Source organism: Klebsiella sp. ZJOU C1, assembly GCF_035620215.1.
GTDB classification, from domain to species: Bacteria; Pseudomonadota; Gammaproteobacteria; order Enterobacterales; family Enterobacteriaceae; genus Klebsiella; species Klebsiella variicola.
Window position 1 is genome coordinate 2,639,648 of record NZ_CP141644.1, and the last position, 20,645, is coordinate 2,660,292.

Consider the following 20,645-nt stretch of genomic DNA (forward strand, 5'->3'; position numbering starts at 1 on the left):
ACATAGCATCAGCCCAGCGATGCGCCGCCACACATCACCAGCTCCTGTCCGGTCATCGCCGATGCGCCCTCGCTCAGCAACCAGCTCACCAGAGAGACCACTTCCTGCGGAGTAATGAGTCGCCCAAGCGGCGGAAGCCGCGGCGGGGAACTTTCTCTGCCTGGCTGATGAAGCATCGGCGTATCGGTTGCCCCGGGAGCCACGACGTTGACCGTCACCCCGGCAGGCGCCAGCTCTGCCGCCCAGCTCCTGGCGAGAGCGACCAGCGCGGCTTTGGTGGCCGCATACTGCGAGCGACCAGCGGCGCCTCGTGACGTACGGCTTCCCAGCAGAACGATCCTCCCGCCTGGCCCCATGGTCGGGGCGAAGTGATTGACCAATGTCTGAGCCGCATCGACGTGTAAACGCCACAGCGACTCGCTGCGCTGAGGGTCCAGATTGCCCAGAGTGGCGGCCGCCATTGAACCCGCGGCGTGAATGATGGCCTGAGGGGGCTCAATCTGCTCCAGCGCCGCCAGCAGCGCGCTGCGTTGGCTGACGTCGACCATCAGATGGCGAAAGTTCGGCTGTGAGAAGGGCGGCAGCGAACGGCTCATGCCGATCACCTGCCAGCCGTCCGCCAGCAACTGCCTCACCACTGCGGCGCCGATCCCGGAGCTGGCCCCGGTTACCATTGCCCGCTTCATCGCGCCTCCAGCATCTCAGCGGGGATTTTGAATACCGCCTTTCTGACCGGCGCTGGCGTCGAAACCGCACACAGCGCCTGGTGCGGTTCGCCGGGGTAAAAGACCGCGAAGTCGCCGGGACGCAGCAGAATAGAGACACTCTCCGGGGCCGGCTGACATATATAGAGGTCGGGCTTAAGCTCATTATCTTCCGGGCGCATCGCGGGAGCCATGCCCGCCTGGATCCGCTCCTCGCCGGCCAGGATGACCTGAATATCCGCCCACTGGCGATGATATTCCGTATGCCGCTCGGCCGCAGGCTGGGTTTGCACCACGCTGAGGGTGCAGAACCACGGCGCACCGTCGGGCTGGAAGCGGCCATTCTCTCTGGCACTGAGGGCAGCCAGCGAACAGGCCTCGCTGCTCAATAGCTGCTTTAACGCCGGCGGCAGACCAGCCTGCTGCAGCGCCTGCAGATTACCGATAATCATGCGCTTTCTCCTTTTACCCACTGTGGCGAGACACGAACATACTTGATCGCCTGGCGATACCAGGTGTAGGCGATATGCAAATTACCGTCTGCTCCCTGTTTGATGCTGGGGTAGGAGAACTCCCGGTTCAGCTTCTGCTCCGAATTATTGGTCATGCAGTAGCCGTCACCCTCATCGAGATTGCGCAGCCACGGCCAGCTTTCACCACCATCGGCTGAAATAGCGACGGTCATCGGCGCGCGTGGTGCGCCCCAGAAGGCGCTTTTCCCGGTCGCTTCCGGCTCCCTACGGCCATCGTCGTCAGCAATTTCATCATACAGCGAGGCGCGGCGTTCCGTGGCGCCGGCGGCGCTCATATTATTGAACACCAGCGCCAGTTCGCCATTGTCCAGGGTGGTCGCCTGAATGGACGAGTTGTTGTTCGGAAGCGTCGTCGGTACCGGCGCAGACCAGCTCTCTCCCTGGTCGCTGGACTGGCTGAACCAGATATGATCCGCCCAGCGGCTGCGGAAGAAGGCTGCCAGTCTGCCGTCCGGAAGCGGAGTGATACTCATATGGACACAACCCAGGCTCTCCGGGACCGCCACGTCACGCCAGCTTTTTCCGCAGTCTGAAGAGATCTTCACCGCGCTGACGTCATTGTTACCCACCCATTTCTCGCCGGGTTCGGTACGGCAGTAAAAGACCGGCAGCAGCCAGTTGCCGTCAGACATAACGCTTATTGGCTGGCGAATAAAGGTACCCGGTTGATCCAGCAGCGTATCGATGGCCCCCCAGCTTCGTCCGCCATCGTGGGAGAGGCGGTAGCGCACAATGGCGGTATCCTGGTTTCCGGCAAATTGCGCTGTCCACAACAGCCACAGCACGTTATCGGGTGCCTGAAATAGCACCGGGTTTTGTTCTGAGCGGTCTGGATCATCAGATAGCTTGACTGCCTCACTCCAGCGGTCACTGCCGGGGGCTAACCGCGATCCCCAGATAGAGATATCGGCTTTTCCCTCCTGGGAGCCGCCAAACCAGACGCACATCAGGCTGCCGTCATCCAGCGGCAGCAGATTGGCGGCATGGTTCTGCGGGCAGGCGCAGGGAAGCATTGCCCATGCGATGTGTTCATCTTGCTGGTGTTGGCGAATGACGCCGTCAAAAGGCGGAATTACGGTCATGTTTTATACTCCACGTTGCTCAACTGGGGCGGGGGATGGTTGTGATTTATTTGGGATCAGGCGGTCAATCACCATGATGATGGCCGGGGTTGCCAGGGCGACATACATGTTATTGATGCCGAACGGGTCGCCGAGTAAATACCAGACGGACGTCACCACACAGGCGCCGATCAGGCCGGCATTCGCGCCCCGAGTGCTTCTGAAGAAGGGGGCATAGAAGGCGATGACCGCCACCACGGTAATGGAGAGGCGAATGGCGCGGGTAAAGAAGGAGAGTTTCAGCACCTCCGGTACCAGCAGCACAAAGATCAGCGGCAGGAAGCCGATAATTAGCGACGCCCAGCGTGTGGCTCTGAACTCCTGGTCCGGCGTTGGGTTGCGCCATGGTACGTAAAAATCCTTCACCACCAGCGAGGCAATGGCCAGGGCTACGGTACTTACGCTGACGAAAATCGATGCCACAAGTGACGTTGTCACCAGACCTGCCAGCCACGGGTTCATGTCCTGCAGAAAGACCGGGAGGGCATACAGGCTGTTGATCTCGGGATGCAGGTATTTCGCCGCGACGCCGATAATGGCGATGGCAAAGGCGACAGGCAGGCAGAAAAAGAAGGCGATCCAGGTGGAGCGTTTCGCTGACCGAACGTCTTTGGTTGAGCTAATGGCCTGAATGACAAACTGGGTGCAAAAAATGGAGCCGATAGTGCCGATGAGCCAGGCGAAGATCGTGCCAGCACCAATGTTGCCATCCCATGTCCAGTAATAATCCGGCATCTTCTCCATCATCGGCGAGAAGCCGCCGGTTTTGGACAGGGCAAAACCCAGAATGATCAGCAGACCGGCGTATTTTAACGCGCTGTGTAACATGGTGACCCAGGCGACGCCCTTCATGCCGCCGAACGCGAAATAAAAGGTACTCACAATGGCGGTAATAAAGGCGGCTACCGGTAAATTCACTTTTAATACGGTGGAGATGGCTGCGGCACCGCTGACGTAGTTGCCCACGTTAACCAGCAGCAGCGCATAAATCATAATCAGGGAGATAATATTTTTGGTACTGTTGCCATATTTTTCAGCGATGGCGCCGGAAATGGTAATTTTTCCGGTGTTATAGATGCGTTTCACCAGGATTAAACCGAACAGCGGAAAGCCGATGGCTGCCCCCAGCACGGACCACGAGGCGGCAATTCCGCTCTCAAAGGCGGCCTGGGCAGTACCGATGGTCGATTTGGCGCCAATATATTCTGACATCAGTAATATACCGACAATAAAGGCCGGCATGGCGCGCGAGCCTTCCATAAAATCCCCGGAATTTTTACTACGAATACGGAATGTCAGCCAGGTGGTAAACAGAATATAGGCAATAACAATGCCGACAATAATAAAGGTATCTTCAGCGGTAAAATGATTCATCTTAGCCTCTCTCTGGGCGTACGAATCCTGGGCACGGCGGTACCCGGTCTGTTTTATTAAAAAAGCGCAGCAAGTATTACGCTAAATAACGAGCGATGATGTCGCGTATCTGCTGCAGCTGTTGGTCACTGAACTGCACCGCGTAGCGGCTGTCGCCCACCTCATGACCCACCAGTTGCAGGGCTTTTTTCACTGCTGCGGGTGAGAACGCCACCTTATACAGATCGGTGCGCAGCCCCGTCACGCGCTCCTGCGCCTGGCGCGATCCGGCGATATCTCCGGCGTGAAACAGCGACCAGATCGCGTTGATTTCAGCGGGGGCGACGTTGGCAAGCCCTGAGATGCAGGCCGAACAGCCGTCGACATACCCCTGATGGATAAGGGAGTCCGGCCCGTTCAGAACGTCGAAACCGTCAATGTCGCGTACCGCGTCAAGAAAACCTTTCAGGCTATCGTAGCTGCCGGCGCTGTCCTTAATGCCGACGATATTCTCGTGTCGGGCCAGCTGGCGTGCCGTCTCCGGAGCAATGGTGTTCCCGGTGCGGGCGGGAATGTTATAAAGAAAAAGCGGGACGCTCAGCGCGTCGGCGATCGCCGTATAGTGGTTAATCAGCTCTTCCTGCTTCAAGGGTACGAACCACGGGGTAATGGCCGATACCGCGTCAACCCCGAGGCGGGCGATCTGCTGGCCCAGCCGGCGAGTCTCACGGGTGGAAATCTCCCCGATATGCGCTACCACCGGCGCGCGTCCGGCGGCTTCTTCCACGCAGGTTCTGGCGACGGCGATCTTCTCCTCCTCATTGAGGACAAAAAACTCGCCATTGGTGCCGCCGCAGAAAATCCCGTTGCCTGCGGCGAGCTGGCGCTGCACCTGCTGGCGTAGCGCTGGCAGGTTAAGGGCTCCCTCGGCGGTAAAAGGGGTGACGATGGCGGTGAGTACGCCGCTAATGGCTCTCCTCATTTTCTTTCTCCTGTTAGGCATGTTCTGGAAACAGCGTTTGATAGATAGCCGCAATCTCTTCGCGGCTGACGCTGCAGGGGGCGTTGTTCATCAGGCGCTTGACGTTTTGCGCCGCTGCGCTGAGAGCAGGGATGCTCTCCCTGGGCACGCCGAGCGCGGCCAGGTTGTCCGGCAGGGGCAGTCGTTTCACCAGCGCCGCCAGCCACGCGACCAGCGCATGGGATTTCTCTTCCTCACTGAGCGTGCGATCTGCGTCGGGGATCAGATCCCAGACCTGAGCGAATTTTGCCACCGCGTAGGGGCGGACCACCCGCATGCAGGGCGCCAGCAGAATGGCGTTAGCCACCCCGTGCGGCAGGTGCCAGGTACCGCCAAGCGGATAGGAGAGCGCATGCACCAGATGGGTGCCGGCATGGTTGATCGCCGCGCCGCCGTACCACGAGGCCCAGAGCATCTCCAGCTTCGCCGTCAGATCCTGCGGCTGATCCACCGAGCGTTCGATATGCCGCACCAGCTTGTGTAAACCGATTAACGCCGCGTTGTCGCTCACCGGATTGGCGACGGTGGAGGTAAAGCACTCCAGCAGATGACACAGGGCATCGATGCCGGTCGACGCCGCGATGCTGGCCGGCATGCTGGTGGTCAGCTCCGGCAGCAGGGCGACATAGTCCGGCAGCAGCACCGGGGAGATGATCCCCACTTTGGTCTGCTGCTCGGGGATCGCCAGAATGGCGTTCGGCGTCGCTTCGGAGCCGGTGCCGGCGGTGGCCGGGATCAACAATGAGCTAATCCGTCGTTGCGGCAACTCGCCTGCCAGCATGGCCGTCAGAGAGGGCGCCTCAGTATGCAGGAGCACCGAGAGCAGTTTCGCCACATCCAGTACGCTCCCCCCGCCGATGCCCACGATCATCTGGGGCTGACTGGCGCCCAGTTGGCTGACAATCTGCGCCACATCGTGATGGCTGGGCTCTGCCGGTACTGTGTCAATGACCTCAACCTGACGCCCTTCGGCCGCCAGCAGGCGATGGATCGCCCGGGTCGCTTCCAGCGCGCCAACGTTCTGGTCGGTCACCAGCAGGATGCGGGTTTTACCTGACAACAGCGGCAGCAGGGCCGTTGAGGCGCCCGCCCCGCTGATGATTGTGCTGTGTATCGTCGCCACGCGTTTCTCCTTGGTAGTAATTGACTGAATTCAATCATTCATGAATCGTGTCACTCGTCTGGTGGGGGAAAGTTATAATTTATACGGCAGTTTAATAACTTGAGCTTGCTCACATTTAATCAAATATGATTGAATATAATCAGTTTCAGATTTTCATCGACCACAAGGCAGAACAATGAACGATGGTAATAACCAGGTGCTGGTGCTGGCAGATGACTTTACGGGAGCCAATGACGCCGGTGTCAGCCTCGCTGAGGCGGGCATGTCGGTGGAAGTGGCCTTCAGCGCCGGGCAACCATCAACCGCCCGGGCGTTAATTCTCAACAGCGACAGCCGGGCAATGAGCGCCGCCGCCGCCGCGGACAAGGTCACCGGTCTGCTGCGCGGCGCGGCAAGATTTGTCCCGCACTGGCAGGTAAAGAAGATCGACTCCACGCTGCGCGGCAACCTTGGCGGCGAACTGGAGGCAATGATGGCGGCGCACGGCTGCCGGCTGGCGGTGGTGGCCCCGGCGTATCCGGCGGCCGGGCGGCATACCCGGGACGGGCGCTGCTATGTGCATGGGGTGGCCCTCGATCAGACCGAATTTGCCAGCGATCCGAAAACGCCCGTGAGCCGGGCGGAAATTAGCGAAATTATCGCCATGCAGAGCCGTCTTCCCTGTCTGACGTTGAACGCTGCCCGGCTTCCGGAGGCATTAGCGACGGCGGGCGAGGAGAAGCGAGTGTTGATTGTCGACGCCTGGGAAGACAGCCATCTGGACCTGGTGATCGACGCCGTTGCGCCCCATGCGCGGGAGACCCTGCTGGTCGGCTCGGCGGGACTTTGCGAGGCGCTGGCGCGCCGCCTGCGCCGCAGCGAGCAGGGGCCGCTACTGGCGCTGGTTGGTTCGATGAGCGAGATGGCGCAGCGCCAGGTCGCTGCGCTGCAGGCTCATTCCCGAGTGAGAAAGATCGAAATAGATGTCGAACAGGCCTTTAGCAGATCGCCGAAGGAGGAAGCCTCGCGGATCGCCGAGGTGCTGCGTGAGGGTCATCACTGCGTGGTGACCACCCGCCCGAATAACGCCGCCCGGCACGGGATTGAAGCCCAGTGTAACGAACGCGGTCTCAGCCGCGCAGCCTACGGGGAGCACATCTGCGCCTGGCTTGCCGACGTCACGGCGCAGGCGGTGGCGCTGTGCCCACCGGGCGCCCTGTACCTCTCTGGCGGCGATGTAGCCATCGCCGTCGCGCACGCGCTCGGCGCCACCGGATTTCAGATCCGTGGGCGGGTGGCGCAGTGTGTGCCTTACGGGCACTTTCTCGGCGGTCGCTGGTCACGGCCGGTGATGACCAAAGCAGGGGGATTCGGCACCGACACTACGCTGTTAAATGTTGTGAATTTTATTGAGGAGAAACTGAGTGTCTAACATGATTGCAGTGACAATGGGCGACCCGGCAGGGATTGGTCCGGAGATTATTATCAAATCCCTCGCCGAAGGGGCGCTGAGCGGCGCGCCGGTGGTGGTGGTGGGCTGCGCGCAGACGCTGCGGCGGATCCTGGCGCTGAATATTACGCCGCGGGCGGAGCTGCGCATCATTGACCATCCCGCCGAGGCGAGTTTTTCCCCAGCGACCATCAACGTTATTGATGAACCGCTCAGCGACCCGCAGGGGCTGCGCCCTGGCGAAGTTCAGGCCCAGGCAGGGGACCTCGCGTTTCGCTGCATCAGGCGGGCGACCGCGCTGGCGCTGGACGGCGCGGTCGCGGCCATCGCGACCGCGCCGCTAAATAAAGAGGCGCTGCATCTCGCCGGGCACGCTTTCCCCGGCCATACCGAACTGCTGGCCCACCTGACGCAGACCACCGATTACGCCATGGTGCTCTATACCGAGAAGCTCAAGGTTATCCATATCACTACTCATATCGCCCTGCGCCAGTTCCTCGATACCCTCAACCAGCCGCGAATCGAGACGGTGATTGGCGTAGCGGATCGGTTTTTGCGCCGGGTCGGCTATCAGCGTCCGCGCATTGCGGTTGCCGGCGTTAACCCGCACGCCGGGGAGAACGGCCTGTTTGGCGATGAAGAGATCCGCATCGTCGCCCCGGCGGTCGCCGCCATGCAGGCGCAGGGGATAGAGGTCACCGGCCCCTGTCCACCGGACACGGTGTTTATGCAGTGTCACGAAGGTATGTACGACATGGTGGTGGCGATGTACCACGATCAGGGGCATATCCCGCTGAAGCTGCTCGGGTTCTATGATGGGGTGAATATCACCGCCGGGCTGCCGTTTATCCGTACCTCAGCGGATCATGGCACCGCGTTTGATATTGCCTGGACAGGTAAAGCGAAGTCTGAGAGCATGGCAACCTCCATTGAGCTCGCCATGCACATCGCGCAGGAATAACATGAAGGGATATAACCGGTTAGAGCAGATTATGGACTTCCTGAAAAGCCATAATCTGGTGACAGTCGACCAGCTGGTGGCGGCGACCAACGCCTCGCCGGCCACCATTCGTCGCGACCTGATCAAACTCGATCAGGAAGGGGTGATCAGCCGTACACATGGCGGGGTGACGCTGAACCGGTTTATTCCTTCCCAGCCGACGACGCTGGAGAAAGCCCAGCGCAGTCCGCTGGAAAAGCAGGCTATCGCCAGCGCGGCGGCCGCGCTGGTGAAGGCCGGCGACGCGATTGTGCTTGACGCCGGCACCACCATGATTGAGCTGGCGCGGCAGATCACCCATCTGCCGCTGCGGGTGATCACCAGCGATTTACATATCGCGCTGTTTTTGTCGGAATTTAAGCAGATAGAAGTGACGATTATCGGTGGGCGCATCGATGACAGCAGCCAGTCGTGCATCGGCGATCACGGCCGCCGCCTGCTGCAGACCATCTGGCCGGACCTTGCCTTCGTCAGTTGCAACGGCTGGGACCTCGAGAAGGGGATCACCGCCCCGACGGAGGAGAAGGCTGCCCTGAAACGTGATCTGATGGCTAATGCCCGGCGGCGCATCCTGCTGGCGGACAGCTCCAAATACGGCGCCTGGTCACTGTTCAATATTGCCCCGCTGGAGTCGTTGACCGATATCGTCACCGACGCCCATCTGCCGGAGGCGACCCGCGAGGCGCTGGTGACCCTTTCCCCACAGCTGATCATTGCTGACTGACTTGCAGGCTGCCGTCAGGGCAGACGGGCGATATTGGCCTTGATCACCGCTATCGACTGACTGAACTTCGCCTGCTCCTCGGCGGCCAGCTGCAGTTCAATAATCTGCTCCACGCCACCCTGGGCCAGCACCGCCGGCACCCCAGCCGCCGCGCCGCTGACCCCGTATTCACCGTCAAGAATGCAGGAGACCGCCAGCGCGCGGTGGCTGCCGGTGAAGATATTGCGGCAGATCTCGGCGATGGTGCCTGCCACGCCATATTCGGTGCAGCCTTTGCCCGCGTAGATCTCAAACCCCAGTTTTCGTACTTTTTCGGCCATTGCCTCGCGGTCGAGCGGCCGGCCGGTACGTTGCTGATAGAGGTCGGCGATCGGCGAGCCATACACCGAAGAGTGTGACCATACCGGAAACTGGGTATCGCCATGCTCGCCGAGGATAAAGGCGTCGATGCTCTGGGCGCCAATATCCAGCTCCTGCGCCAGCAGGCGACGCAGGCGGGTGGTATCCAGCCAGACCCCGGTGCCCAGCACCTGACTGCGCGGCAGGCCAGAGAGCTGCCATACCTGCCAGGTGATGATGTCGCAGGGGTTGGTGGCTACCAGAAAGATGCCGTTAAACCCGTTGGCCATCATCGCCGGCACAATGCTCTTCACAATCTTCGCCGTCGTGGTCAGTTCATCCAGCCGACTCTGACCGGGGCGCAGCGCGCCGCCGGAAACGGTGATCACCGCGATATCGACATCAGCGCAGTCGCTGGCTTCCCGGGTGGAGATGGTCATCATCCCCGGCAGATAGGCCGCGGCATCGCTGAGATCCTGGGCATGGGCCTCGGCACGCTGTTGGTTAAGGTCGACGAGGATCAGCTCCTCGCAAATGCTCTGGTTGAGGAGGGCGTAGGCCGCCGACGCGCCGACATTGCCGGCGCCAATAATCATCACTTTACGGGCTTTGGTGTGCATATTCAGATCTCAAGTACGAACGGCAGGGGATAAAATTACTGTGTTTCAGCGAGTTAGCGCAAGAGGTGGGCAGCAATATAAGTTAATGCTATGGCGGAAACGGGCCGAGGGCGCGCTACAGTGGCGTAAAAAAAGGAGTTCACCTATGTATACCGTTACCGACATCGCCCCCACCGACGCAGAATTTACCGCCCTGATTGCCGCTCTCGACGCCTGGCAGGAGACACTCTATCCGGCAGAGAGCAACCATTTGCTGCACCTCAGCCAGCTGCCGCCGCAGACGGTGATCGCCCTGGTCATCCGCAGCGCGCAGGGCGAGGCCGTTGGCTGCGGGGCTATCGTCCTCAGTGAGGAAGGTTTCGGCGAGATGAAGCGGGTCTATATCGATCCGCAGCACCGCGGACAGCAGCTGGGAGAAAAGCTGCTGGCGGCGCTGGAAGCGAAAGCGCGCCAGCGCGACTGTCATACGCTGCGGCTTGAAACCGGTATCCATCAGCATGCGGCCATCACCCTCTACACGCGCAACGGCTACCAGACCCGCTGCGCGTTTGCGCCGTATCAGCCCGATCCGCTCAGCGTGTTTATGGAGAAACCGCTGTTTGCCGATCTTCGTTCAGCAGCGCTATAAACGCCTCCAGCTGGCGGGTTTTGGCGCCCCGGCGCCACACCAGCCAGGTGGTTAACCAGCGCCACTCTTCGGCCAGCGGCCAGGCGGAAACCTGCTGATGACCGGGCATACTCTCCAGCATACTGCGCGGGATCAACGCCAGGCCCGCGCCGGCGATCACGCAGGCCAGCATCCCATGGTAAGACTCCATCTCGTGGATCCTGCCCGGGGTTGCTCTGTCGGCATGGAACCAGCTCTCAAAATGCCGGCGGTAGGAGCAGTTGGCGCGAAAGGCGTAAACGTTGGCCCCGTTCACTTCGCTGGCGCGGTCGATGGGCGCGTGGCCGTACGGGGCGACGATCATCATCTCTTCCGGGAACACCGGCAGCCCCTCCAGACCCGGATGCACCAGCGGGCCGTCAACGAACGCGGCGCTCAGGGCGCCCTCCAGCACGCCGTCGATCATCGTCCCGGAAGGGCCGGTGGAGAGCGCCAGGTGAATTTTCGGGTAGCGCTGATTAAAGTGGGCCAGGGTGGTGGGGATCCGTACCGCCGCGGTGCTCTCCAGCGAACCAAGAGAAAACAGTCCCTGGGGTTCATCGCCTGCCACCACCATCCGCGCCTCGTCCACCAGGGCGAGGATCTGCTGGCTGTAGCGCAAAAAGCTGTGTCCCGCAGGCGAGAGGCGCAGGCGCTGGTTCTCGCGGATAAACAGCTCTACGCCGAGGTCTGCTTCCAGCTGGCGGATGCGGGTGGTGAGGTTGGACGGCACTCGATGCACTTTCTGCGCCGCCTGGGTAATGCTGCCGGTGGTGGCGACAGCGTTAAACATCTCTAGCTGAGTCAGGTCCATACTATTCTTCTTTTGTGAATGCGTTGCTTAATATTATTCATTTTCAATGAATGGAAAGGTAAGCCAGAATACGGTTACTTCGCAAGCAACGAGAGAGAGAATAACGATGAATTTATCTGCAACGCACGCGGTTTCCGTCAACCCGACTACCGGTGAGGTGGTCTCCTCGCTGCCCTGGGCCAGCGAACGCGAGGTCGATGCGGCTATCGCTCTCGCCGCGGCAGGCTATCGCCAGTGGCGTCAGACGCCGCTCGCCGACCGCGCCGACGCCCTGCGTCGCATCGGGGCTGCGCTGCGCGCCCGCGGGGAAGAGGTGGCCCAGATGATTACCCTCGAGATGGGCAAGCCGATCGCTCAGGCGCGCGGCGAGGTGGCGAAATCGGCCAACCTCTGCGACTGGTACGCCGAGCACGGCCCGGCGATGCTGGCGACGGAAGCCACGCAGGTGGAAAATAATCAGGCGGTGATTGAATATCGTCCGCTGGGCGCCATTCTGGCGGTCATGCCGTGGAACTTCCCGGTCTGGCAGGTGCTGCGCGGCGCGGTGCCGATCCTGCTGGCCGGCAACAGCTACCTGCTGAAGCATGCCCCGAACGTGATGGGCAGCGCCCGCCTGCTGGGCGAGATTTTTGCCGCCGCCGGCCTGCCGGATGGCGTGTTCGGTTGGGTGAACGCCACCAATGACGGCGTTTCGCAGATCATCAATGATGACCGCATCGCGGCGGTGACCGTCACCGGCAGCGTCCGCGCCGGCAAGGCGATTGGCGCCCAGGCGGGGGCGGCGCTGAAGAAATGCGTGCTTGAGCTGGGTGGCTCCGATCCCTTTATCGTGCTCAACGATGCCGACCTGGATGAGGCGGTGAAGGCCGCCGTCACCGGTCGCTATCAGAACAGCGGCCAGGTGTGCGCCGCGTCGAAACGCTTCATCCTCGAAGCCGGTATTGCCGAGGCCTTCACCCGCAAATTCGTCGACGCCGTGGCGGCGCTGAAGATGGGCGACCCGCGCGATGAGCAAAACTACGTCGGGCCGATGGCGCGTTTCGACCTGCTCGATGAACTGCACCAGCAGGTAACGGCGACCCTTGATGAAGGGGCAACTCTGCTGCTGGGCGCAGAAAAAATCGAAGGAGCGGGCAACTACTATGCGCCAACGGTGCTGGGCAATGTCACCGCCGGGATGACCGGTTTTCGTCAGGAGCTGTTTGGTCCGGTAGCAACCCTGACCACCGCTCGCGACGCTGACCATGCGCTGGCCCTCGCCAACGACAGCGAGTTTGGTTTGTCGGCAACGGTATATACCACCGACGAGGCGCAGGCCCAGCGCTTCGCCCGCGAGCTGGAGTGCGGCGGCGTCTTCCTCAACGGCTACTGCGCCAGCGACGCCCGCGTGGCCTTCGGCGGCGTGAAGAAGAGTGGTTTTGGTCGCGAGCTGTCACATTTTGGTCTGCACGAGTTCTGTAATGCGCAGACCGTCTGGAAAGACCGTCGCTAATCAACGTTAGCCCCCTGACGACCGTCGTCCACGTCTGCTATACTCGCCCACCAAATTTCGATGGTGGGCAAGGAGCTGCATGTGGCGGCGGTGATCAATAACGCAATGCTGGAAGCCATTCTGGCAGAAATCAGGCCGCTGATTGGCCGCGGTAAAGTGGCGGATTACATTCCGGCGCTGGCCAGCGTCAGCGGCGATAAGCTTGGCATTGCGATCAGTACGGTAGACGGGCAGCACTTCGCCGCCGGCGATGCGCATGAACGTTTTTCCATCCAGTCTATCTCCAAGGTATTGAGCCTGGTGGTGGCCATGAACCACTATCAGGAAGAGGAGATCTGGCAGCGGGTGGGCAAAGATCCCTCCGGCCAACCCTTTAACTCCCTTTTGCAGCTGGAGATCGAGCAGGGCAAACCGCGAAACCCGTTTATCAACGCCGGGGCGCTGGTGGTCTGCGACATGCTGCAGAGCCGTCTCAGCGCCCCGCGTCAGCGGATGCTGGAGATTGTCCGCCGCCTGAGCGGCGTGGCCGATATCGCCTACGATCCGGTGGTGGCCCGTTCTGAGTTCGAGCATTCGGCGCGCAACGCCGCCATCGCCTGGCTGATGAAATCCTTCGGTAACTTCCATAACGACGTCGCCACCGTGTTGCAGAACTATTTCCACTACTGTTCGCTGGAGATGAGCTGCGTTGAGCTGGCGCGAACCTTCCTGTTCCTCGCCGATCGCGGTATCGCCCCGCACCTGGAGGCACCGGTTATCGCGCCCATTCAGTCCCGTCAGGTGAATGCCCTGATGATGACCAGCGGCATGTACCAGAACGCCGGCGAATTCGCCTGGCGCGTTGGCCTGCCGGCGAAATCGGGCGTCGGCGGCGGAATTGTGGCGATAGTGCCGCAGGAGATGGCGATCGCTGTGTGGAGCCCGGAGCTTGATGACGCCGGGAACTCGCTGGCCGGCGTGGCGCTGCTGGAAAAACTGACTCAGCGGATGGGGAGGTCGGTGTTCTGATGGTTGAGCAGGATCGGTTGTTTGCCCGTCTGGCGCGCTCGACGTTTCGTTCACGCTTTCGACTCGGGGTCAAAGAGCGGCAATACTGTCTAGATAAGGGGCCGGAGATCATCGACCAGCACGCTGCGGATTTTATCCGCCAGCGGCTGGCGCCCGCCGAACCGATGAACGACGGTAAGCAGACGCCGATGCGCGGCCATCCGGTATTTATCGCCCAGCATGCGACCGCCACCTGCTGCCGCGGCTGTCTGGAAAAATGGCACGCCATTCCCCACGGCCGCGCGCTGAGCGAGCAGGAGCAGCGCTATGTGGTGCAGGTGATCCATCACTGGCTGGTGCTGCAGATGAACGGCCCGTCTGTGCGGTAATCTGCATTTGATCGGCGCCGGAGTATGCCTGATAAATATTCTCATGTTATGATAATCCGCTAACTAATTATTAACATAATAATTGCCTGAAACAATTAGACGGATAATTACTGAATGTCTTCACTGTCGATTCGGTCATTTACGCTGTTTCGTGAAGAGCAGCCCGTGCGCGACGCACTGGTATTATTCACGTTAACGCTACTACTGCATTTTCTGGGGGCTATGCTGCGCCTGGTGCAGGAGCTCTCATTCTTCTGGCCGCTCAATGCCGTGATGGCCGGGATCTTTGCGCGCTATGTCTGGCTTAATCGCAGCTATTTTTATGCCGTCTGTTTTGCGGCAATGCTGGTTTATGACGGACTCACTTCGCGCTGGGGGATGGGCTTTGCCTCATTGCTGATTAATTTCTCCAATATTGTCTTTATTGTGGTGCTGGCGCAGCTGGTGCTGTGGGATAAGCGACGCGCCGACTCCATGCCCGGCCCGATTAATGCGCTTAATTTATTCTGTTTTTGCCTGTTTGCCGCCTTATTGTGCGCCGCCGTCGGCGCCCTGGGGTCGGTGGATGTTGAACGCGCCACCTTTATTCCCCAACTGGCAGACTGGTTTAGCGAACAGTTCTCGACAGCGGTGCTGATCCTGCCGTTTATTCTGACCCTGACGTTGCCTTCGGCATTAAGCGGTTTTCGTTTTCGCCAACTGCTGCCCGCGCTGGCGCTGGTGCTGTCGATAGCCCTCGGCGTGGCGGTGGGCGGCGCCGGCAGCATTACCTTCCCGTTGCCGGCCCTGATCTGGTGCGCCGTTCGTTATCCGCTGCCGCTGACCTGCCTGTTAACCTTTCTCACCGGCATCAGCGAGATATTGCTGGTCGCCAACTCGTTAATTCACTTTTCGCCGGATGCGCGAATGCAGCCGTGGCAGCTGTTCTCCACCCGCCTCGGCATTGCCGCTATGCTGATTAGCCCGGTGATTGTCGCTTCCAGTGTCGAAGCGATTAACACGCTGGTGAAACAGCTGGCCCTGCGCGCCGATTTTGATTTTCAGACCCGGGTGTATTCCCGTTCCGGACTGAGCGAGGCGCTGAAGCGTCAGGCGTTGCCCGCCGATAAGCTGCTGACGGTGATGGTGCTGGATATCGATGGCTTCAAACGGGTGAATGATGCTCTGGGCCATGAAGGCGGCGATTGCGTATTGACCCAGTTTGCCCAGCAGGTTCGGCAGCTGGTGGACGAGCAGGGGATGGTTGCCCGCATTGGCGGTGAAGAGTTTGCGGTGGCGGCGGTCGTCGACAGTACCCAGCAGGGCTATTTACTGGCGGAAAAAATCCGCCACGGGGTGGAGTCGCAACCCTTCGGCCTGGGGCAGAATCCAATCCACCTGACCATCAGCATGGGGCTGGAGACGCGCGAGGTGGGGCACGCTCGCATCACGGAGCTGTTTAACCAATTGCTGATGGCGGCAGACGAGGAGATGGTCAAAGCCAAACAGACCGGTCGCAATCGCATCTGTATGCCAGCGCTAACCGAAAGTGCACCATAAGAAAATCCTATACGGAATCCGCTTGTGTTAATTTTTGGTTAAAAACATAGTGATGTGGTCAATTACAGGGAGCTTCCATGACCACATCCTTTTCACTGCGCACGCTGTCGCGTGACGATATTCTGCACCACCTCCCGGCATTAAGCGATATCCTGGCAAGCTGCGTCAACGGCGGCGCCTCGGTAAGTTTTATGCTGCCCTTTAGCGCGCAGACGGCCACCACTTTCTGGCAACAGACCGCCGACAGCGTGGCGGCCGGCGAGCGCATCGTACTGGCGGCCCTCGACGCCAGCGAGCAACCCATCGGTACCGTGCAACTTATTACCCGCCAACCGGAAAACCAGCCCCATCGTGCGGATGTCGCCAAACTTTTGGTTCACCAAAATGCCCGTCGCCAGGGGATTGCCAACGCGCTGATGAGCGAGCTAGAGCATGTTGCCCGACAGGAAGGGAAGACGGTGTTGGTGCTGGACACGGCAGCCGGTAGCGGGGCGGAGCAGTTCTATGTCCGCTGTGGCTGGGAAAAAGTGGGGGAAATCCCGCGCTATGCGCTGATGCCTGACGGAGAGATGACCGCCACCTCACTGTTCTATAAGTTTTTGCCCTGACGGTCGCTATTGCAGAATGCTTTGATCAAAACGGGGTTTCACTGGTAGAAAAACCTGATAACTTATTGGACCAATTACTCAGGTTGTATGACTACTATTAGAGGGAACCCATTGTGAAAACATTAAACCGTCGTGATTTCCCCGGCGCGCAGTACCCTGACCGTATCATCCAGTTTGGTGAAGGCAATTTCCTGCGCGCATTCGTTGACTGGCAGATAGATCTCCTCAACGAGCATACCGACCTGAATGCGGGCATCGTGGTCGTCCGTCCTATTGCGACGGATTTCCCGCCTTCACTGAGCACCCAGGACGGCCTTTACACCACCATTATTCGCGGTCTGAACGAGCAGGGTGAGGCGGTGAGCGACGCGCGCCTGATCCGCTCGGTCAACCGGGAGATCAGCGCTTACGCTGACTTCGACGCTTTTTTACGTCTGGCGCATAACCCGGAGATGCGGTTTGTCTTCTCCAATACCACTGAGGCGGGCATCAGCTACCATGCCGGGGATCGTTTTGACGACGCGCCGCCGGTCAGCTATCCGGCGAAACTGACGCGTCTGCTGTTTGAACGCTACCAGCATTTCGCCGGTGCGGCCGACAAGGGATGGGTGATTATTCCCTGCGAACTGATCGATTATAACGGCGAGGCGCTGCAGGCGCTGGTGCTGCGCTATGCTGCTGAGTGGCAGCTGCCGCAGGCCTTTATCCGCTGGCTGACCTCAGCGAACACCTTCTGTTCAACGCTGGTGGATCGCATCGTAACCGGCTATCCGCGTGATGAAGTGGCGGCCCTTGAGGCACAGACTGGCTATAAAGATGCCTTCCTTGATACCGCCGAGCATTTCTACCTGTTTGTGATCCAGGGGCCTGCCTCGCTGGCGGCCGAGCTGCGTCTCGATAAACTGCCGCTGAATGTGCGCATTGTGGACGATATCAAGCCGTATAAAGAGCGCAAAGTGGCGATCCTCAACGGGGCGCATACCGCGCTGGTGCCGGTGGCCTTCCTGGCCGGGATCGACACCGTGGGTGAGGCGATGAACGATGCGGAGATTTGCGCGTTTGTCGAAAAAGCGATTTATGACGAGATTATTCCGGTGCTGGATCTGCCGCGCGATGAGCTTGAGTCATTTGCCAGCGCCGTGACCGGGCGCTTCCGTAACCCGTATATTAAACATCAGCTGCTCTCGATTGCGCTCAACGGCATGACCAAATACCGCACTCGCATTCTGCCGCAACTGCTGGCAGGGCAGCAAAAGAGTGGGCAACTGCCGCCGCGGCTGACTTTTGCCCTGGCAGCACTGATCGCCTTTTACCGGGGAGAGCGGGAGGGTGAACGCTATCCGGTACAGGATGACGCCGAATGGTTGACGCGATATCAGACGCTGTGGGCCCGGCATCGGGATCGCCAGATGAGCACCCGCGAGCTGGTGACTGCGGTACTCAGCGTAGAGGCTCATTGGGAACAGGACTTGAGCCAGATCCCGGGTCTGGTGGAGCAGGTGACTGCCGACCTCGATGCTATCCTGTCCCGCGGTATGCGCGATGCTGTACAGCCTTTGTGCTGATAGCGGACGTCATTCACCCGGCTGCGGCCGGGTTTTAAAGCTACCTCATTAGTTACAACATACTTTTTATCATAGTTAACAAGCCGGTCTGTTACTCCGCTGCGAAAAAAGCCTTTTAGTGCCAAATCGCCCCTTCAGGGAGAGAATTGCCGCTAAGCCGCTTGAACATATGCCTGTGCAGGAAAATAATGGTTTGAACCCATTTTCCCTGCCAATGTTCGCAGGCTAATTCATTCATCTGTAAGGAAACTCGCATGGTCATCGATATCCGGGCAATACGGCCGCACGACAAAGCCGAATGGCTTAATCTCTGGGAAGGCTATACCCGCTTCTATGGCAGCCCGCAGCCGGAAGAGGTGACCGAATGCACCTGGCAGCGAATGCTGGACATGAACTCCCCGGTGCTGGGCAGGGTGGCTGTGGTCGATGATACGGTGGTGGGGTTCGCCATCTGCATTCTTCACGAGGGAACCTGGGTCACCACGCCAATCTGCTATCTGGAGGATCTGTTTGTCGATCCTGCCTTCCGTGGACAAGGCATTGCCAGAACAATCATTAAGTCGCTGCAAACCGAAGGGGCAGACAAAGGCTGGTCACGGTTGTACTGGCATACGCGCCGTGATAATCCCGCCCGTCATCTGTATGATGAGTTTACCCCGGCTGACGATTATGTGCGCTACAGGATCACGCTTGGGTCCTGAAGCGGTAAGAGGTTGTTAAGCTTTTCCCGCTATAACAGGGGAAACCGGCTCAGGAGAAGCAACGATGGAAAAACGTCTCGACACAGTGGTCAATCTGATTATGTTTCTTTCACTATTGGCTACGGCCTGGGATCTCTCACTGGTGCATCATCTCGCCTGGTAGCAAATAATATAGTGCTGAAACGCGGCGCCTCATGCGGCGCCGCCGGCGTTATTCAATAGCCATCCTCCCTGCGCTAAAACTCCAGTCCTCCTGCTGATTAAACTGGATAACCACCATCACGTCCTGCGGGCTGACCGCCATCTCATCGGCTAACCGCGCACAGAGCCGACGATAAAGCCCCTGTTTCTGCGCCCGGCTGCGCGGTTTACCGGCGAAAATATGAAACAGCACGAAGCGGGCGCTGCGTCCGTCGCTGAGGTAGTTCGGGTCGTAAATGCGCTGCTCGTCGGCGGCCTGCTCGATAAACTGAAATTTATCTGCTGACGGCACGTCGAACTCTGCCACCAGACACTCATGAAAGAGCGCCGACAATTGAGCAAACTCCGTGGGACGCCAGGCCGTGCCAAGCGATATGCGGGTCAGGGGCATGGTGTCTCCTGCTCATTCAGACAGGTCAGGGCGCTGGCCGCCGCCGGCCAGCCGGCATAGAACGCCAGATGGGTGAACAGCTCGACGATTTCGGCCTGGCTCAGGCCATTTTGATAGCCGAGAGCGATATGCCACGGCAGCTGCTGGGTTTTACCCAGCGCCGTCAGGGCTGAAAGGGTGATCAGGCTCCGTTCGCGGGGCGACAGATCGCGGCGTGCCCAGATATCACCAAACAGTACCGTTTCGGTCAGTTCGGCCAGTTTTGGCGCAATGGCGGCCAGGGTGTTGCGATTAACAGCGCTATTTTCCACAGTGACTCCCGTTATTGGGTGTTGAGATGGCAATCACTGTCGCATGCCGGGAAAGAGGTTGAATATCGCAATGTTCAGGATGTTTCATCCTGATAAGCAGGACGATTTTTCGCCCTGTTTTCCATACCCATTACCACGCTTACGAGCTCATTCCGGTTAGACGTCGATTTTTCGCGCCACGATAAACAACCTGGGGAATCGCAGGAGCACCTTTCCGTTACACTGTAACGGATAGTGGGCGGTCAGCAATTCGACATAGCGTGTCAGAAACGCGTTTCTGGACTGCTCGTCCAGGCCGGCCAGATAGGGACGCAATCCGGTCCCCTGCAGCCAGTCGCTTATTGCCTGATGGGAAGAGAGGGGATGAAAATAGGTGGTGCGCCAGATATCAACTTCGCAACCCTGGCGGGTCAGCATATCGTACCAGGCGTCCGGCGGGAGTAAGGGCTGGCGTCCGCGGTCCGGTAATCCTTGTTCGTTGGCGACCTGGCGCATCAGGGTATGCGAGGGTTCCTGCCAGTTATCCGGCATTTGCACGGCCAGCGTCCCGTTGTTTGCCAGCTGCGCCACCAGATGCGGAAACAGCGTCTCATGATCCGCCAGCCACTGCAGAGAGGCGTTCGCATAGATCACGTCTACCGGTTGCGCAGGCCGCCAGCGGGCAATATCGGCGTCGATGAACTCACAGTCTGGTAAGGCCTGTGCCGCCTGAGCCAGCATGGCCGGGGAGTTATCGATACCGGTGATTGCCGCCAGCGGCCAGGCGGCGCGCAGCAGGCGGGTGCTGTTTCCCGGCCCGCAGCCAAGGTCGACGACATTCTCAACCTGCAGATGGGCAATACGCGAGAGCAGGTCGGCCGCGGGGCGGGTACGTTCAGCGTCAAATTGCAAATACAAAGAAGGGTTCCAGTCAGCCATAGCGCGGTCCTGTGTGAGGGAAGACTGGGCAAAGCATAGAACGCCACAGGCCGACTGTCAGCCGCCGAATGTTACCAGCGGTAATCCACTTCGTGACAGTGTCACAAAAAGAATAA

22 protein-coding genes are annotated in these 20,645 nt (G+C 59.7%); 11 read left to right on the top strand and 11 right to left on the bottom strand.

The window, feature by feature from the left end:
* Nucleotides 1–8: 8 nt before the first annotated feature.
* The 6 genes from SPE70_RS12570 to SPE70_RS12595 form a co-directional block, all read right to left on the bottom strand.
* A complete protein-coding gene (locus tag SPE70_RS12570) occupies nucleotides 9–686 on the bottom strand; it encodes an SDR family NAD(P)-dependent oxidoreductase (RefSeq protein WP_004183978.1) in 678 nt (225 codons plus the stop codon).
* Nucleotides 683–1,156 carry a NanQ anomerase/TabA/YiaL family protein gene (locus SPE70_RS12575; RefSeq protein ID WP_008804960.1) on the bottom strand — a complete coding sequence of 158 codons (474 nt, stop codon included), beginning with the start codon at nucleotides 1,154–1,156 and terminating at the stop codon, nucleotides 683–685. The genes SPE70_RS12570 and SPE70_RS12575 overlap by 4 nt, the downstream gene beginning before the upstream one ends.
* Nucleotides 1,153–2,319 carry a sialidase family protein gene (locus SPE70_RS12580; protein ID WP_016160991.1) on the bottom strand — a complete coding sequence of 389 codons (1,167 nt, stop codon included), beginning with the start codon at nucleotides 2,317–2,319 and terminating at the stop codon, nucleotides 1,153–1,155. The genes SPE70_RS12575 and SPE70_RS12580 overlap by 4 nt, the downstream gene beginning before the upstream one ends.
* A gap of 3 nt (nucleotides 2,320–2,322) precedes the next feature.
* Complete coding sequence (locus tag SPE70_RS12585; RefSeq protein WP_064170215.1) at nucleotides 2,323–3,732, bottom strand: sodium:solute symporter family protein; 1,410 nt, start codon at nucleotides 3,730–3,732, stop codon at nucleotides 2,323–2,325.
* A 76-nt stretch (nucleotides 3,733–3,808) separates the two neighbouring features.
* On the bottom strand, nucleotides 3,809–4,693 hold the full coding sequence (locus SPE70_RS12590; protein ID WP_136047358.1) for a dihydrodipicolinate synthase family protein: 885 nt from the start codon (nucleotides 4,691–4,693) through the stop codon (nucleotides 3,809–3,811).
* Nucleotides 4,694–4,706: 13 nt separating this feature from the next.
* Complete coding sequence (locus SPE70_RS12595) at nucleotides 4,707–5,855, bottom strand: iron-containing alcohol dehydrogenase (protein WP_012968267.1); 1,149 nt, start codon at nucleotides 5,853–5,855, stop codon at nucleotides 4,707–4,709.
* A 175-nt stretch (nucleotides 5,856–6,030) separates the two neighbouring features.
* On the opposite strand from SPE70_RS12595, the gene dtnK reads away from it, so the two are divergent.
* From dtnK to SPE70_RS12610, 3 genes are read left to right on the top strand one after another with little or no spacing between them, the layout of a single operon-like run.
* A complete protein-coding gene (gene dtnK / locus SPE70_RS12600) occupies nucleotides 6,031–7,266 on the top strand; it encodes a D-threonate kinase (RefSeq protein ID WP_040968497.1) in 1,236 nt (411 codons plus the stop codon).
* On the top strand, nucleotides 7,259–8,245 hold the full coding sequence (locus tag SPE70_RS12605; protein WP_012541770.1) for a D-threonate 4-phosphate dehydrogenase: 987 nt from the start codon (nucleotides 7,259–7,261) through the stop codon (nucleotides 8,243–8,245). The genes dtnK and SPE70_RS12605 overlap by 8 nt, the downstream gene beginning before the upstream one ends.
* A gap of 1 nt (nucleotide 8,246) precedes the next feature.
* Nucleotides 8,247–9,008, top strand: coding sequence for a DeoR/GlpR family DNA-binding transcription regulator (locus SPE70_RS12610; RefSeq protein ID WP_012968265.1), 762 nt, complete (start codon nucleotides 8,247–8,249; stop codon nucleotides 9,006–9,008).
* A 14-nt stretch (nucleotides 9,009–9,022) separates the two neighbouring features.
* Here the strand turns inward: SPE70_RS12610 and SPE70_RS12615 are convergent, their stop codons facing one another.
* Nucleotides 9,023–9,967, bottom strand: coding sequence for an L-lactate dehydrogenase (locus SPE70_RS12615; RefSeq protein WP_040968498.1), 945 nt, complete (start codon nucleotides 9,965–9,967; stop codon nucleotides 9,023–9,025).
* A 145-nt stretch (nucleotides 9,968–10,112) separates the two neighbouring features.
* Here SPE70_RS12615 and SPE70_RS12620 point away from each other — a divergent pair, with 145 nt between their 5' ends.
* Nucleotides 10,113–10,595 (top strand): GNAT family N-acetyltransferase, encoded by a 483-nt coding sequence (locus tag SPE70_RS12620; RefSeq protein ID WP_064170216.1) that lies wholly within the window; start codon nucleotides 10,113–10,115, stop codon nucleotides 10,593–10,595.
* Here SPE70_RS12620 and ptrR read toward each other — a convergent pair.
* Entirely contained in the window at nucleotides 10,549–11,427 is an 879-nt protein-coding gene (ptrR, locus tag SPE70_RS12625) for a putrescine utilization regulator PtrR (protein ID WP_008804951.1), read from the bottom strand. The genes SPE70_RS12620 and ptrR overlap by 47 nt on opposite strands.
* A gap of 106 nt (nucleotides 11,428–11,533) precedes the next feature.
* On the opposite strand from ptrR, the gene sad reads away from it, so the two are divergent.
* The 7 genes from sad (at nucleotide 11,534) to SPE70_RS12660 (ending at nucleotide 18,708) form a co-directional block, all read left to right on the top strand.
* Nucleotides 11,534–12,919, top strand: a complete 1,386-nt coding sequence (gene sad, locus SPE70_RS12630; RefSeq protein WP_022065781.1) for a succinate-semialdehyde dehydrogenase — start codon at nucleotides 11,534–11,536, stop codon at nucleotides 12,917–12,919.
* A gap of 60 nt (nucleotides 12,920–12,979) precedes the next feature.
* Nucleotides 12,980–13,927 carry a glutaminase B gene (glsB, locus tag SPE70_RS12635; RefSeq protein ID WP_022065782.1) on the top strand — a complete coding sequence of 316 codons (948 nt, stop codon included), beginning with the start codon at nucleotides 12,980–12,982 and terminating at the stop codon, nucleotides 13,925–13,927.
* Nucleotides 13,927–14,295 (top strand): DUF4186 domain-containing protein, encoded by a 369-nt coding sequence (locus tag SPE70_RS12640; RefSeq protein ID WP_008804948.1) that lies wholly within the window; start codon nucleotides 13,927–13,929, stop codon nucleotides 14,293–14,295. The genes glsB and SPE70_RS12640 overlap by 1 nt, the downstream gene beginning before the upstream one ends.
* A 114-nt stretch (nucleotides 14,296–14,409) precedes the next feature.
* Nucleotides 14,410–15,834, top strand: a complete 1,425-nt coding sequence (locus SPE70_RS12645; protein ID WP_008804947.1) for a GGDEF domain-containing protein — start codon at nucleotides 14,410–14,412, stop codon at nucleotides 15,832–15,834.
* A 77-nt stretch (nucleotides 15,835–15,911) separates the two neighbouring features.
* Nucleotides 15,912–16,442: a GNAT family N-acetyltransferase gene (locus SPE70_RS12650; RefSeq protein ID WP_063105604.1), complete on the top strand. Its 531-nt coding sequence runs from the start codon at nucleotides 15,912–15,914 to the stop codon at nucleotides 16,440–16,442.
* 113 nt (nucleotides 16,443–16,555) lie between these two features.
* Entirely contained in the window at nucleotides 16,556–18,007 is a 1,452-nt protein-coding gene (locus SPE70_RS12655; RefSeq protein WP_008804945.1) for a tagaturonate reductase, read from the top strand.
* Nucleotides 18,008–18,261: 254 nt separating this feature from the next.
* A complete protein-coding gene (locus SPE70_RS12660; RefSeq protein ID WP_063105603.1) occupies nucleotides 18,262–18,708 on the top strand; it encodes a GNAT family N-acetyltransferase in 447 nt (148 codons plus the stop codon).
* 211 nt (nucleotides 18,709–18,919) lie between these two features.
* Here SPE70_RS12660 and SPE70_RS12665 read toward each other — a convergent pair whose 3' ends face one another.
* From SPE70_RS12665 to tam, 3 genes are all read right to left on the bottom strand, one after another.
* Nucleotides 18,920–19,300 (bottom strand): tautomerase family protein, encoded by a 381-nt coding sequence (locus SPE70_RS12665; RefSeq protein WP_016160999.1) that lies wholly within the window; start codon nucleotides 19,298–19,300, stop codon nucleotides 18,920–18,922.
* Nucleotides 19,291–19,611 carry a carboxymuconolactone decarboxylase family protein gene (locus SPE70_RS12670; RefSeq protein WP_008804942.1) on the bottom strand — a complete coding sequence of 107 codons (321 nt, stop codon included), beginning with the start codon at nucleotides 19,609–19,611 and terminating at the stop codon, nucleotides 19,291–19,293. The genes SPE70_RS12665 and SPE70_RS12670 overlap by 10 nt, the downstream gene beginning before the upstream one ends.
* A 156-nt stretch (nucleotides 19,612–19,767) precedes the next feature.
* Entirely contained in the window at nucleotides 19,768–20,529 is a 762-nt protein-coding gene (tam, locus tag SPE70_RS12675; RefSeq protein WP_063105602.1) for a trans-aconitate 2-methyltransferase, read from the bottom strand.
* Nucleotides 20,530–20,645: the final 116 nt, after the last annotated feature.

Bases quoted from the DNA above. Each gene is read 5' to 3' on its own strand.
- ptrR (WP_008804951.1), bottom strand. From the start codon at position 11,427: ATGGACCTGACTCAGCTAGAGATGTTTAACGCTGTCGCCACCACCGGC.
- SPE70_RS12575 (WP_008804960.1), bottom strand. From the start codon at position 1,156: ATGATTATCGGTAATCTGCAGGCGCTGCAGCAGGCTGGTCTGCCGCCG.
- SPE70_RS12615 (WP_040968498.1), bottom strand. From the start codon at position 9,967: ATGCACACCAAAGCCCGTAAAGTGATGATTATTGGCGCCGGCAATGTC.
- sad (WP_022065781.1), top strand. From the start codon at position 11,534: ATGAATTTATCTGCAACGCACGCGGTTTCCGTCAACCCGACTACCGGT.
- SPE70_RS12620 (WP_064170216.1), top strand. From the start codon at position 10,113: ATGTATACCGTTACCGACATCGCCCCCACCGACGCAGAATTTACCGCC.
- SPE70_RS12590 (WP_136047358.1), bottom strand. From the start codon at position 4,693: ATGAGGAGAGCCATTAGCGGCGTACTCACCGCCATCGTCACCCCTTTT.
- SPE70_RS12570 (WP_004183978.1), bottom strand. From the start codon at position 686: ATGAAGCGGGCAATGGTAACCGGGGCCAGCTCCGGGATCGGCGCCGCA.
- SPE70_RS12585 (WP_064170215.1), bottom strand. From the start codon at position 3,732: ATGAATCATTTTACCGCTGAAGATACCTTTATTATTGTCGGCATTGTT.
- SPE70_RS12650 (WP_063105604.1), top strand. From the start codon at position 15,912: ATGACCACATCCTTTTCACTGCGCACGCTGTCGCGTGACGATATTCTG.
- glsB (WP_022065782.1), top strand. From the start codon at position 12,980: ATGGTGGGCAAGGAGCTGCATGTGGCGGCGGTGATCAATAACGCAATG.
- SPE70_RS12660 (WP_063105603.1), top strand. From the start codon at position 18,262: ATGGTCATCGATATCCGGGCAATACGGCCGCACGACAAAGCCGAATGG.
- SPE70_RS12640 (WP_008804948.1), top strand. From the start codon at position 13,927: ATGGTTGAGCAGGATCGGTTGTTTGCCCGTCTGGCGCGCTCGACGTTT.
- SPE70_RS12610 (WP_012968265.1), top strand. From the start codon at position 8,247: ATGAAGGGATATAACCGGTTAGAGCAGATTATGGACTTCCTGAAAAGC.
- SPE70_RS12665 (WP_016160999.1), bottom strand. From the start codon at position 19,300: ATGCCCCTGACCCGCATATCGCTTGGCACGGCCTGGCGTCCCACGGAG.
- tam (WP_063105602.1), bottom strand. From the start codon at position 20,529: ATGGCTGACTGGAACCCTTCTTTGTATTTGCAATTTGACGCTGAACGT.
- SPE70_RS12645 (WP_008804947.1), top strand. From the start codon at position 14,410: ATGTCTTCACTGTCGATTCGGTCATTTACGCTGTTTCGTGAAGAGCAG.
- dtnK (WP_040968497.1), top strand. From the start codon at position 6,031: ATGAACGATGGTAATAACCAGGTGCTGGTGCTGGCAGATGACTTTACG.
- SPE70_RS12580 (WP_016160991.1), bottom strand. From the start codon at position 2,319: ATGACCGTAATTCCGCCTTTTGACGGCGTCATTCGCCAACACCAGCAA.